This window comes from Lactococcus muris (assembly GCF_042849115.1).
Lineage (GTDB): Bacteria > Bacillota > Bacilli > Lactobacillales > Streptococcaceae > Lactococcus > Lactococcus muris.
Genome location: NZ_BAAFQO010000010.1, coordinates 1 through 13,129, shown reverse-complemented (window position 1 = coordinate 13,129; position 13,129 = coordinate 1). Strand labels below are relative to the sequence as shown.

Annotated in this window: 11 protein-coding genes; all 11 read left to right on the top strand. The window is 38.9% G+C overall.

Annotated features, from left to right (window positions below):
• The first annotated feature begins 33 nt into the window (after window positions 1-33).
• The 11 genes from essA (at window position 34) to esaA (ending at window position 12,867) form a co-directional block, all read left to right on the top strand.
• Entirely contained in the window at window positions 34-504 is a 471-nt protein-coding gene (gene essA, locus ACGHCK_RS06965) for a type VII secretion protein EssA (RefSeq protein ID WP_202230307.1), read from the top strand.
• Entirely contained in the window at window positions 501-764 is a 264-nt protein-coding gene (locus ACGHCK_RS06960) for an EsaB/YukD family protein (protein ID WP_202230308.1), read from the top strand. Before essA ends, ACGHCK_RS06960 begins: the two co-directional genes overlap by 4 nt.
• Entirely contained in the window at window positions 751-1,878 is a 1,128-nt protein-coding gene (gene essB, locus ACGHCK_RS06955; protein ID WP_251420653.1) for a type VII secretion protein EssB, read from the top strand. Before ACGHCK_RS06960 ends, essB begins: the two co-directional genes overlap by 14 nt.
• A gap of 5 nt (window positions 1,879-1,883) precedes the next feature.
• A complete protein-coding gene (gene essC / locus ACGHCK_RS06950; protein ID WP_251420652.1) occupies window positions 1,884-6,362 on the top strand; it encodes a type VII secretion protein EssC in 4,479 nt (1,492 codons plus the stop codon).
• 1 nt (window position 6,363) lies between these two features.
• On the top strand, window positions 6,364-6,810 hold the full coding sequence (locus ACGHCK_RS06945; protein ID WP_202230311.1) for a DUF4176 domain-containing protein: 447 nt from the start codon (window positions 6,364-6,366) through the stop codon (window positions 6,808-6,810).
• Between the two features lie 21 nt (window positions 6,811-6,831).
• On the top strand, window positions 6,832-7,110 hold the full coding sequence (locus ACGHCK_RS06940; RefSeq protein ID WP_202230312.1) for a hypothetical protein: 279 nt from the start codon (window positions 6,832-6,834) through the stop codon (window positions 7,108-7,110).
• Between the two features lie 3 nt (window positions 7,111-7,113).
• On the top strand, window positions 7,114-7,470 hold the full coding sequence (locus ACGHCK_RS06935; RefSeq protein WP_202230313.1) for a hypothetical protein: 357 nt from the start codon (window positions 7,114-7,116) through the stop codon (window positions 7,468-7,470).
• Window positions 7,461-8,807, top strand: coding sequence for an LXG domain-containing protein (locus ACGHCK_RS06930; RefSeq protein ID WP_271328005.1), 1,347 nt, complete (start codon window positions 7,461-7,463; stop codon window positions 8,805-8,807). The genes ACGHCK_RS06935 and ACGHCK_RS06930 overlap by 10 nt, the downstream gene beginning before the upstream one ends.
• Window positions 8,801-9,475, top strand: coding sequence for a hypothetical protein (locus ACGHCK_RS06925; RefSeq protein ID WP_251420650.1), 675 nt, complete (start codon window positions 8,801-8,803; stop codon window positions 9,473-9,475). The genes ACGHCK_RS06930 and ACGHCK_RS06925 overlap by 7 nt, the downstream gene beginning before the upstream one ends.
• Window positions 9,476-9,485: 10 nt before the next feature.
• Window positions 9,486-9,776, top strand: a complete 291-nt coding sequence (locus ACGHCK_RS06920; RefSeq protein ID WP_251420648.1) for a DUF4176 domain-containing protein — start codon at window positions 9,486-9,488, stop codon at window positions 9,774-9,776.
• A 304-nt stretch (window positions 9,777-10,080) separates the two neighbouring features.
• Window positions 10,081-12,867, top strand: coding sequence for a type VII secretion protein EsaA (gene esaA / locus ACGHCK_RS06915; RefSeq protein ID WP_271328004.1), 2,787 nt, complete (start codon window positions 10,081-10,083; stop codon window positions 12,865-12,867).
• Window positions 12,868-13,129: the final 262 nt, after the last annotated feature.

Genomic DNA, 13,129 nt, shown 5'->3' with positions numbered 1-13,129 from the left:
TGTGGTGCTTATTTTGTTTTTTATGGAGAATAAATGAAAAAGCATAAATTTTTATGGTTTTTTGGCGTCCTATTTTTCTTGGCGTGTTCATCTGCCTCTGTACTGGGAGACAGTGATGGAAGTTTACAGCTTCAGTCTGAGATGATTACTAACCAATCTGGAGGAGGCGCAAGTGTTTCGGAGTTTGGGATTCGTTCTCAGCTATTTTCGACATCCCTGTATGAAAAGGAAGAAGAGAAAGAAAAGCAAGAAGCGGAAACTCTCAAGCATGTTCAAGCTATAGATTTTAATAAAAACAGTCAGAATAAGTTGTATAAGACAAATGTTCAAAATGTAAGGACAGAATTATTTAAAGACTATAAACAGGCAAACGTTGCTTCAACATCCTCAGGTACAGAAGTTAAAACGAAGGGAATACTTGTATTACTGATTTTGGCGATACCTTTAATGGTTTTGACAGGATTTGCGGCAAGACGTTTTGCAAGACGAAAGAGGAAGCGATGAAAGATCATATTGAAATCAGTTTAGAATGGATGGGAAAGCAAGTTGACTTAGCTGTCCCGTCAATAGTTACTTCAGAGCGCCTGATTGAATTGTTGAGTCAAGCCTTTGAAGCAAAAGGACAAAGCTTACCAGAAAAATGGAGTTTTGTTGTTAAAGGAAAGTCAATAGCTCTTGAAAGTGGATTAACGTTAAAAGAGCTGGGTTTGGGAAATGGAGATATATTACAGCTCGTTGTAGGAGAAGAAAATGAAATTATTTGATGGACAGGATACATTAACGGTTAAGAGGGAAGAAAATCGTTTTATTGTTTTTTTAACAGGAACGCAGGTTAACCAGCAAGAATTGAAATTTATCAAGAATAAAACTGATCTGACTGCATCTGCAGATGAGGAATATGCTTTTCAAATTTCCTACAAGCTGACACGTAATGCTAAAAGTTTGTCTTCTCTTAAGGCACAAGCAAAGTCAGAGATAGAGCGTCTGGAACTGGCTCTAAAATTAAAAAATTTGATTGCGCAAAAATCAGGATACAGAATACCCTTTGTTCATCCAGAAAATATCTTTTTGACAGATGGAAAACTCTCTTTTGTTCATGTTGGGATGAAGGAAGGAGTTGTACCTATGGAAACAGACAGTGCACTGTTTCTTTCACAATATAAGGCCCTTATTTTATCAATTTTGAATTCTAAAATCTCTTATGAAAATCTTGTAGGAGGAGAAGCCAGCCTCAGGGACAAGTTTAGTCAGTCTCTAGTGGCTTGTAGCAATTTTGAAGAAGTTGATGCTTTATTAGAAGAGAAATTTTCTCGCGAAAGACAAAGGGAAGAAGCATCTACCATTAAGGTGTCCAAGGGGCGCTACAGTTTCTTCAAATATGCAGGTTCTGCCGCTTTGATCGCTGCAATTATTATGGGAGTTTTGACCTTTATGGATCAAAATGTAACCATACCTAAGCAGAAAGCAATTATGGCTGCACAATCAGATTTTATCACGAATCATTACGATAAAACCTTGGAAGATTTAAAGGCTTATCAACCTGAACAGCTTCCTAAAGAAGCGCGTTTTGTCATGGCCTCTTCTTCCATTCATTTGGCAGATTTGAGTCAAACTCAAAAAGCGGCAATTTTAAACAATATTTCCTCTACAACAGATGACAATACGTTGAATTATTGGATTTATCAAGGACGGGGGGAATTTGAAAAATCTCTGAATTTAGCAAAGAATATTGGCGATGACCAGTTGACTTTGCTTGCCTACACTGATCTTTATCAAGTGACAAAATTAAACAGCACAATGAATGGTGACGAGAAGCAGAAGAAACTTGAAGAATACAATAAAGCAATACAAGAGTTAAGTAAAAGCTTAGGAAAATAAACAGTATGAAAGAATTATTTGAATTAGAACATTCACAAAAAGAAAATCAGAATTTTCTCTACGATGCACGTCATCCCGAAGAAATTCTCTATATTATTTTCATATTAAAAGACAAGTTGGAGAAAGTGACATTAACTGAATCGCAAATGACTGCTTCTTATGCGCATTTGTTGTTTGGCGTTGTTAACGATCAACTTCTTGTTAACGGTGAAAAGCTTTCTAAAGGGAGGCACAATGTTGAGGGTGTTCCTCTGTTTGTCTTGTTGGCAGAGGAGCTGCAGACACACTTTTTGGTTTTAGATAATCATGAGTTTGTTATCCATAATCAAACAACTCCGTGTGCTATTCAGACGCAGGATGATTCTCTCATTATTATTGACAATGAGGATGAGGCGCAACCTTTGGCACTCATAAAACCTTTAGGGGACTTTGTTTATTATAACGATGAGAAGCTGAACTATAGTACGAGCGTGTTATTCAAGATTGGAGACACTCTCCTTACGCCTGAACTGATGATAGAGCGACGTGCTGAACAATGGAAAGTGACGGCTTTTTCACAAGAGGTGATTTTCAATCCTGAGTTTTTCTTGGAGCAGCAGCGTAAGCTGGAAAAGCCTCAGGATTTCCCCGAATATCGGCGTTCTCCGCGCTTGAATCTAGAAATTCCGGAAGAAAGCTTTAAGTTTGAAAAGATAGGAGACAAGGAACAAGCGCCTAAAGGTGGGTTACTCAAAGCTATTTTACCTCCTATAGGAATGCTTGTGGCAGGAGGTTTGACAACACTTTTAGCAGGACGTAACGCGCTTATGATGATGGCGACTGCGCTTGTCAGTGCAATGACTGTTGTTTTTACAGTCACGCAATACCGCACTGAGAAAAAGGACCGTCTAGAGCGTGAAAGACAACGGGAAGAAGACTATCAGATTTATTTAGCAAAGACAACTTCTAAGCTGAACCAAGCGCACCGTCAAGAGAATAAAGTACTGCATTATCAACAACCTTCTCCACAGAGATTGCTTGAGAAGATTGAAAAATATGATTCACGTCTTTATGAACGCATGGCTAATAACAAGGACTTTTTGCAAGTTTCCTTAGGAACAGGGACACAGCCTTCTGGCTTGAAGGTGGAAACAGACTATACACCGCGTGATGAGGGCGAGTGGGCCAGCCATGTTAAAGGATTGGTGGGAAAATATACCAAACAAGAAGATACACCAGTGACGCTGGATTTAAGACATCAAACTCTTGGACTAATCGGAAATTATGAGCTATTAAAAGATACAGTTTCCAATCTTTACTTGCAGCTGGCATTTTTTCATTCTTACCGTGACCTTAATTTTATCGCTTTAGTACCTGAAAAATCCTATAGAAAAGATTGGCACAAATGGCGTTTTCTTCCCCACTTTAAGGTACAAGGTATTAATACGCGAGGAATAGTGCATAATGCCAAATCTCGTGACATGGTGCTTTCTAGCTTTTACCAAATCATTAGTTCGCGGCAGCAAGAGCTGAATGCAGCAGGACGTGAGAAACCAACCTTCCTTCCTCATTTTGTCTTTACAATTTTTGATGATTCTTATCTGGCGGGGCATGGACTCAATGAGTTTTTAGCTGAAGATATGTCTGATCTGGGTGTGACTGTGATCTGGTGTAAAGAGGACAAGAAACTCTTACCTGAAACAATCACTGCTCTTGTAGAAGTGAAGAACCAGCAGGCTGGTGTACTTATTCAAGACAATGGTCATCATATGGACAAGGTGTATCATCCTTATCCAGCGCTTGAAAGGCAAGAAAACTTTGAAGTTATTCTTCGTCAAATGTCCAGTTTAGAGCACATGGAAGTGGAGAAAAATGCGATTCCTGAGCGCCTTAGCTTGTTGGAACAATATTTGGTCGAAACAGTCGAAGACTTGGATATTGCGAGCCGTTGGGATCAAGCAGAACCAAGTAAGTCTATTGCCTCTATGATTGGATGGAAAGGTAAGAAAGAATTTGCCTTTTGGGATTTGCACGAACAAGTACACGGTCCCCATGCTATCGTAGGGGGAACTTCTGGATCTGGTAAGTCTGAATTTCTGACGACTTACTTGATGGGATTAGCCATCAATTTTTCTCCAGAAGATATAGGTATGCTTATCATCGACTGGAAAGGTGGAGGAATTGCGGATACCTTGGTTAATCTTCCACATTTCATGGGTTCAATTACCAATCTGGATGGTGCTGGCACTGCGAGAGCTTTGGCTTCCATTAATGCAGAGCTCAAGAAACGCCAGCGTGAATTTAGAGAATACGGGGTTCAAAATATTGCAGGCTATACGAAGCTTTATCGTGAGCGTTTGAACCCACGTGAGGGAGTAAAGTATCCAGAAAAACCTTTGCCTCACCTCATGCTGGTTTCAGACGAATTTGCGGAACTCAAAGAAAATGTGCCAGAGTTCTTGGATGAGTTAACATCAGTAGCACGTATCGGACGTTCCCTTGGGGTGCATCTGATATTAGCAACTCAAAAGCCAGATGGTGTGGTCAATGATCAGATTGATGCCAACTCTAAGTCTAAAGTTGCTTTGAAGATGTCGGATGAGGCTAACTCGAGAGCTTTGATTAAGACAGGGGATGCTGCACACATTACTAACGCAGGACGTGGTTATCTTCGTGTAGGTGAGAGCGAAGTTTATGAGTTGTTCCAATCTGGTTACGGAGGAGTAGAATACAATCCACACGCTACACAGGAGGAAACAAAAGATGAGCGTATCTTCCATATCAATGCTGTTGGGCAGTGGGAACTTTTCTATGACCCGCGTGAGGAAGTGATTGATCAAAATCATGATAAAGAAGAGCTTCCTACGCAGTTACAGGCGACGATACAAGAAATTGTGAAGACCTTTGAAGAATCAAGCTATACAAAACCAGATAAACCTTGGCTACCAAATCTAGCTGGAGCAATTGTAACAGAGCCAGTGAAAAGGGAAGAAAAGCGTAACCTATCTATTCCTTTCGGTGTACTTGATATTCCAAGCTTACAAAGCCAAGAAGTTTACCATTATGATTTGGAAGAAAGCTCTCACACAGTGCTTTTTGCAAGCCCTGGTTTTGGGAAATCCACAGCCCTTCAAACGCTTGTTATGAACTTGGCCCGTCAGAATACACCAGAGCAGGTCCAATTCAACCTATTTGACTTTGGAACCAATGGCTTATTGCCGCTGAAAGAGCTTCCTCATGTGGCAGATATCGTGACCTTGGAAGAAAATGAAAAACTCCAAAAAATGCTTCAGCGCTTGGAACAAAATCTGGCAGAACGTAAGGCTTTATTCAAAAAAGTGGGCGTTGCGAATCTTAAACAGTATCAAAGTAAAACGCAACATGAACTGCCAATCATTGTGAATGTTTTAGATTCTTATGACGGCTTAAGTCCAAATGATAATCGTAAAGATACGATTGATAATCTTTTACTGAAAGTCTTACGTGAAGGTGCTGCTGTAGGAATTTATTTGGTACTCACTGCAGGCCGTTATAATGCTATCCGCATGAATATGATGGCCAATATTCAGACAAAAATGGCGCTCTTCTTAAATGAAGATGGAGATCTCAGCAATCTATTCGGTCGTGAGAAATTAGAACAGGTGGAACTTCCAGGACGTGCACAAATCAAACTGGAGCAACCTTTGGCCCTTCAAATATTCCTACCTACAAGGGAGGAGAATGAAGTTGATGCGCTTGCGGCACTTGACCGAGAAATTGTAGCAATGAAAGAGGAGTGGAAAGGGGCTTTACCAGATGAAATTCCAATGGTTCCTGATGAATTAACACCAGAAATCTATAAATCATTGATTAGCCGTGAGGAACACGTGATGCCTCTAGGACTTAATAAATTAAGCGCTCAGCCAGAATTCTTCAAATTCTTTGAAGCCAAGAGTTTGGGAATTTTCCCTGCATCTGCAAAGCAGTTTAAACTACTGATGCCTTTCTTGATGGAACAGATATTTGAAGCTGCTGGCGAGGCAGAGCTTGTCTTAATCGATGCCAGCAAGAACTTGGAACACTATGCTTCTCAATCTACTGCATATATCTCGAAAGAAGCAATCATCACACAAAATATGGATCTTCAAAAGGCATTGAAGGCTTGGCTAGAAGAAGAAACAACGACAGCACGTGTATTAATCATGAATGGACTTGCAGACCTTGTGACGCAACTCAACATTCAACAAGGACAGCTGGTTTCCTTGCTCACTCAAAATAATCCTAACAAGCAATTGATTGTGATGGATTACTTCACCCGCGTAGGGAATAGTTTCAACATGCCTACAACGGCTGTGCGTGAAAATGCTTATCAGATTCTCTTTGGCGGTGACTTGAACAGTCAGCATCTGATTGAAAATCTTCCTCTGGAAGTGAAGAAAGAGGTTGTCAATAAAAATGTTCTGCATGCAGTGAAAGATGAAGAATTCTTTAACATTGTCGTTCCTGTAGAAAGTGAGGAGGCTTAAAATGTCTGAAAATGCAAAGAAACTCCAGTTTTTAGGTCTGGGATCAGTTGTTGAGATTGACCATATGGATGCTTTAGCAGACACACTTTATGTGATTGTGGCAAGAGCAGTTGGAAAGGACAGCTCGGGGGAGACAATTTTACGCTATCAAGTTGCACCTCATCCACAAGGGGGCTCTGCAAGACAAGCAGATGCGATTATCACGCTTGCGGAATCTGACATAACGAAGATTGTCTACGAAGGCTATCGGGATGAAAAAGACGATAAGTTTTTGTCTGACATGATAGCTGGGATGGAAAAGGCAATTAAGAAAATGGGAAGCTCTCCTAAGGCTACGGCAATTCCCCAAGAAAAAAAGGAAGAGAAGCCAGTTGTTTCAGAACCGCCTAAGGTGGAGGATGAAAAAGAACTCTTAAAAAGAGATCCCTTTTATAAGTTTAAAAAGTAAATCAAAGAAAGGATAAGGGTAATGGGAGCAATAAAATCAGATATAAGTGCAGCTTCAGATGCCGTTTCGATGTTTAACACCAGTGGACAGGCTTCAAATACAAAGTTTGAGCTTGGGGAAAGCAACATTGCAGGTATGAAAAGGGCAGCAGAGGTTTCTAATAGTATCATTGAGGACCTAACAAAGCTTCAGTCAAGTATTAAAACACAAGCTGATAAGTTCCCTAAGCTGGCTGCGGTCATTGAAGAAAGAGATAAGCAAGATGCAGTTGCTTTAACCGACATGAGCTGGGGCTTTTAATCGATGGCGAAGGATAAAAAAGCAGACAAGCGTTTAGAATATGATTGGAAAATCGCATCCATAGAAAGTAAAAGTGATGAACTGTGTCTAGAAGAGCAAAAAGCACAACAGGCATTGGAAAATTTTTCGACCATCATGATGAGCAGTTTTAAGCAACTTCAAGCCATTGACGACGACATCAATAGGAGAAGTCATAGGCAAGATGCTTACAGTGAAACTCAGCAAAAGCAAAAATATATCTCGGAACTTATTTTTCAGCAACAAGAGGCATTAAAAGCTGAGTATAAAAAAGAGAGACTCAAACTTGAAGCAGAACGAGAAAAATTGCAAAAAGAGAGGGACAGTTTATCATGGGACTAATCTATAATCCATCTGAATCGCAGGGACTTATAGCTGCCTTAGACAGAAACATTGGAACTGCGGAAGTAATAATTGATAACCTCAATCAAGCCAGCCAACATTTGACATCAGCCTTAGACACAAACGCATTATCTGGGGCAGCCTATACCGCTGGTAAGGGAATGTTTTCACAGCTGGTGCTTCCGACGATTTCAAAAGCCTCAAAGGCAGTAGAAAAATTAAAAACAGAAGTCCAAAAATATAAAGGTTATGATTCGGCAGTGGGCAATGAAGTTTTAGATGAAGACAAGCTAAATATGCAGCTTCAAGCTTTAAAAGCTCAACAATCCTCCATAACTTCACAAATTAATTCTTATAAACAGCTCGCTTCAGCTCATCCCGAAAATAGCGATTTGAACACAAGCTATGTTCATCTAAAAGGACAATTGTCCTCTTATATGAGTACCGTCAACAATGATATTCGGAAAGTTGAAAAAAAGCTTGAGAAACTGCGTGAGTTTAATGATAACGTGGGAGCGTTGTTTAAGAGTAGTGCCAACGAATTTAAGGCGATTCTGTCGATTGTCTCAGTGTTAGGAGCTGCGCAGTTTGATGAGCTGGGCCAACTGATTTTTAATGAAAAAAATATGGCGTTTTTTAAGGCATCAGGCGAGGAAATTTTATCTAAAGTTTCAGATAAAAAAGAGTGGTTCAATGAATCCCTGAGTAAATTTTTTGAATCAATTACAAATAAAACAATAGAGGAAAGAAAAAATATTGGTAAATCTTGGGGAGCTAAACTGCAACCTAGAAAAAACGGAAAATTTGTGAAAGACAGTTTTACTCCAAGAAGATGGCTCAGTGGTAAACTAAAAGGTATTTCTAATCCAGTAAGTGACAGGATAGGCGCATTTGCAAAGTGGGGAGGCAGAGGCCTTGTTGTGCTAGGAGCAGTTGAAAATTACAATGAATATAATGTGAAATACCATAATAAAGGTAGGGCAATTGCCTACAGTGGGGTTGCTACCGCTGCAAGTTATTGGGCTGGTAGTTTAGGAGCTTCTATTGGTACAGCCGTTGCAGGAGCTGCTGTAAGCTCTGGTATGCTTGCTGGAGGCGCGGCATTGACTGCAGTGGTTGCGGTTGCTTTGCCTGTAGCAGGAGCAATTGTTGCTGGTGCTGTGGCTGGCATAGCAGTTAAAGCATTATATGATAATGTGAAACCAGTTAGAGATATTGTCAACGGAGCGGGCGATATGTTAAATGAAGCTGGAAATAAGGTTAAAGATGCTGTTACAAATGTTGGTAAGGCATTTAGTAATCCCGAGAAATCTTTGAAAGGCTGTTTCGGATGGTAACTAAAAATTACGATAAATACATGATAGAAGATGTCAAATATATTAATGTCAGGTATTTTTTGATTAAACTTCAGGGGAAATCTTATATCATAGATTTCTCAAATCCCAAAGATATAAGAAACTATTTTCCTGGATTTTTTCCTGATGTAAATAAATCTTGGAAGATTTATGAAGTGACTGGAAAAGAAAATCAGTATAACATAAAGCCTTTGCCTTTCTATCTAAAACAAAATTCCGTATGGAGCGTTCTGGTAATATACATTCTGTATCTTGTAAATATTGGGCTTTTTCCTAAGTCCCTTAATATTTGGGATTTGACATATGATCAAAGAATTGCACAAAACTGGGAAATGGTAGTTTTGCTGATTTTTTGTGGTGCAGCTGTTATTTTCGGTCTTCTTTATAGTCGTAAAACAAAAATTAACCTCACAGAGCCCTACAAGACGCTCGTACCGGTAGACAAAGAAGAACTCACATCGAAAAAAAGAAGTTTTTCTATTTTTATAGGACTTCCTATATTCATAATTATTCTATTGATTATCAGCATTTCCAGTTCAAGTTATTCACAGTTGTTCATGTTTGGAGTCTTTCCAATCTATTCCCTGCTCTTTAACAGATTTGGAAGTTTTCTAGATATAAGAACAAATAAATATCAAATAAAAGAATAGGAGAAAGGTTATGTTAGCGATTGGAAGTATTGTTTATCTATCAGACGGAAATCAAAAAATTATGATTCTAAATCGTGGACCTGTTGTTGAGCAAAATGGGGAACAAGTTATTTTTGATTATACGGGGGCTTTATATCCCAACGGCTTAGATCCTGAGCAAGTGTACTATTTCAATGACGATGATATAGATGAAGTCGTTTTTGAAGGCTACAAAGATGAAGAAGAGGAGCGTTTCAGGACATTGTATAATAAATGGTTGGATAGAGAAGGAGCGAAACTTAAAAAGGGAGTAACCTCATAATTTGGACATGTTTTATGTAAATGGATAAATTATGATGCATAACGCAAACATCCTTAAAAAGAAAGGGATAGCTAATCATAGAACTAATCTATAATCCCTCTGAATCTTAAGAGCTTGTGTCTGCCTTAAATGGAAAGAGCAGAACTGCAAAGGAATATCAAGAAAAAAATAATTACACATCCCTTCGTGAAGATGTCAGTCAATTTCTTGAAGAAAATAAATTAGTAGAATAAACTCTACTAATTACTAGTGATGATTTAAAGAAATCGTCAGTAGTAAAGAGTAGAAAAATAAAGGAAGTATTATGGAGAAAAAATTTGTAAAAAATGTGAAGAAAAAACAATGGCTCTCTATTGGCTTATTGACGGTTGCCGTGCTTGCTCTTATAGCTGTCTTTGCTTATTTGAGCTTTAATAAAAAGACACAGAAAACCGTTTCAAAACCAACGATTGCTTTGGTCAATGAAGATAAGGAGTCGAGTTTTAACAAGAAAGTCTATAATTTTGGGAGAGACTTTGTTAATTTAGTATCCGGAGATACGAAGTACAATTGGCAAGTTGTTTCACGTTCTGTCGCAGACCGGGCTTACAAGGATAAGGCAGTAGATGCGGTGATTTATATTCCGCAAAACTTCTCTCATGATATCTTGACCTTACAGGATATCAACCCGATACAGTCTCAGGTCAATTATAAACTTCAAAACAACCAGTCAGAGTTGTCCCAGAATTTACTTGATGATAAGATTATGACCATTTTGCGTGATTTCAATCAAAGTATTGTCAAGATGTACTATGCTTCAGTTGCAGGGAATATCTTAGAAGCTCAGAATAACATGAATGCCGTCATTGCAAATCATGGGAAAGTATTGACGAACCTTTCTAGTCAAGTTTATGGTCCATTTCAGACAACCAATCAAAACTATTCCTCTGTTGTAACCGCAGCTGAAAGTTTAAAGTCAGCAAATAGCGCGTGGATTGCTTCGCAAAATAGTTTTAGCAAGTCGACACAAGGCATGCTAGACTCAACAAGCAAAACATTTAACAACCAGTTGCCTCGCTTAAAGCAGTATTTTGATACTCAGAAAGAAATCACAGATGTCAATCTGAAAAATGGTAATCAAGCCATTATCAATCAAGCAGAAGAAGATCAAAAAGCTTATTTTAAACAGTTTGATGGTCTCTACCTTGATACACTCAATAACTTATCTCCTTTTTATAAAGATGAGGGTAACGGTAAGACATCTGGTCTCTTTGCCAATCTCCAGCATCAAGTGACGGATTACAATGAAAATATCAAAGAATTGCGGAAAAGTTTGGACACACAGCTTGGGGCCCTTAATGATAATCGCGATGACTTATTCAAGTTAGAAGCTAGACTCTACGAGCAATTTTTTGCTCAAAAAGACTTAAAGTTTGAGGACTTTAATAAGGTGGAAGATGTTCTACGAGATCCTAAAAAGGCAGAAAAGCTAGCAAGGAAAGCCTTGGCTCAAAAGATAACATCATTTAATCACGAGGATAATCTTAATGACACAGCTTACCTATCAAATCTGAAAAAATTACTGGGAGAAATACCTTGGGAAATTTCAAACTATAAGGCTTTGTTTGAGGCTATGGAAGCTTCTGGGGCAGATGTTTCTCAATACAAAAAAGACTTGAACTTGATTGAACGCTACGGGAATGCGTTACAAGCATCTGGTGAAAAGGTGCCGCAAAGACAAGTATCATTCCTCCGCGATATCCCTACAGTCAACACAAGGGAACAGTCTTTCCACCAAACGTTAAACATCACAGTTCCTGCAGGGAAACAATATGAGCTTAAACCGCTTAAAATTACAGGAGCTCAAGTAACCTACAATAAGGACGGATCAAGCATAAAACCAGAAGAAGGTGAGATTATTGATAGGGGAAATAACACTCTTGTTCTTTATAACAAAAGCACAGAGGGGGCAGAAGAGGGTAAAAAAGATGGAAAAGATGCAGCTTTTACGATTGTTTATGACGTTTCCCTTGCACAGAGCACAAAGGCAAACATTGAATTTGGCTGGGGTGAAAAAAATCCGAAGGAGAACTCTACTTCAGCGGATTACACACTGTATCCAAGGAATGAAATTTCTGATTATTTAGGCGGGAATAAGTTTGGAAGGATTGCTGAACTCTTGGGGAATATCGATAAGGCTGCTACTCTTATCACATGGATTTATGGGGTACCAAATTCTTCTGTGAATAGAATGAACACATTGGAGGACTTTAAAAACGCATCACCAAAATCTATTTACAACCTGTATGGCAATATGGACATGTCTCAACTGGAAAAACGCCTAAGTGACAGTGATGTAAAGGCGTATCAAGAAGCAGGTCAAGAGAATATTAAAGCTTTGATTGAGTCAATTACTGCCCTAAATGGAAATATTGATGATTTAAGCAAAGCTAAAGACAGTTTGAACGATAATCAGTTACCAGAGAAATATTTTGAACAAAATATGAGCGAACTCTTCAACTGGTATAACAATACGCTGGCCTCAATTGACCGATATTATAAGTCATGGAAGAAAAATGATGCGCAGACACTCGCCTTAAAACCTTGGCAAGAGTATAACTCTGCTGATGTCGCGCTCTATCAAGACAAAGCAGCCAGCGATGACCTTTACAAAACCATTTCCGAACTGTCAACAAGCACGGCGCAAAGGGCAGAAGAAACTGCTAAAAGTGCCCATATGATTAAAGACAATGCTGACGAATTTAACCGGCTGGTCGCGACAACGCAGGAGACAAAAACTTCTGCAGAAAAACTACTGAAAAACACAGACAATCTATTGAATGATGGAAATAGTTCGTTCAATAAGAGTGAAGATTACAATAACAATTTCAGTAAGGTTCTGTCGAATACACGTAGCCAAGCTGCTGACAAAAATCAAATATTTAACTTCTTTGCGCAGCCATTTAGCATTAAGAATCTTACAGAAGCAGTTGATTCAATCAAAAAGGAATTTGATTGGCGCTGGCTGATTATCTTTATCCTAGGTTTATTACTGGGTGTGCTGGGCACTCTTGTTTCTCGAGTAATCACGAAAAAGCATAAGAAGGTTTGAGGTAATAAAAGCAGAGAATATTTAACCATATAAAGTTAAGGAGCTCCAGTCGGAGCTTCTTTTCTTCATGTCTAAAGCCAAGCCCCAAGCCAAACCATCCACTCTTTTCTCATCAAACACTCATTTCATTTGACCTTTTTTTTTTTTATACTATAGACTCAGAAAGTAAACGTAACATTAGAAATACAAATGTAATGAAAATCTAAACCACAGGTTACGTCAAAGGAGGAGTTTATGACACCAGAAAAGAAAAACCAGCGGC

Bases quoted from the DNA above. Each gene is read 5' to 3' on its own strand.
- ACGHCK_RS06945 (WP_202230311.1), top strand. From the start codon at position 6,364: ATGTCTGAAAATGCAAAGAAACTCCAGTTTTTAGGTCTGGGATCAGTT.
- ACGHCK_RS06920 (WP_251420648.1), top strand. From the start codon at position 9,486: ATGTTAGCGATTGGAAGTATTGTTTATCTATCAGACGGAAATCAAAAA.
- esaA (WP_271328004.1), top strand. From the start codon at position 10,081: ATGGAGAAAAAATTTGTAAAAAATGTGAAGAAAAAACAATGGCTCTCT.
- essC (WP_251420652.1), top strand. From the start codon at position 1,884: ATGAAAGAATTATTTGAATTAGAACATTCACAAAAAGAAAATCAGAAT.
- essB (WP_251420653.1), top strand. From the start codon at position 751: ATGAAATTATTTGATGGACAGGATACATTAACGGTTAAGAGGGAAGAA.
- ACGHCK_RS06935 (WP_202230313.1), top strand. From the start codon at position 7,114: ATGGCGAAGGATAAAAAAGCAGACAAGCGTTTAGAATATGATTGGAAA.
- ACGHCK_RS06925 (WP_251420650.1), top strand. From the start codon at position 8,801: ATGGTAACTAAAAATTACGATAAATACATGATAGAAGATGTCAAATAT.
- ACGHCK_RS06960 (WP_202230308.1), top strand. From the start codon at position 501: ATGAAAGATCATATTGAAATCAGTTTAGAATGGATGGGAAAGCAAGTT.
- essA (WP_202230307.1), top strand. From the start codon at position 34: ATGAAAAAGCATAAATTTTTATGGTTTTTTGGCGTCCTATTTTTCTTG.
- ACGHCK_RS06940 (WP_202230312.1), top strand. From the start codon at position 6,832: ATGGGAGCAATAAAATCAGATATAAGTGCAGCTTCAGATGCCGTTTCG.
- ACGHCK_RS06930 (WP_271328005.1), top strand. From the start codon at position 7,461: ATGGGACTAATCTATAATCCATCTGAATCGCAGGGACTTATAGCTGCC.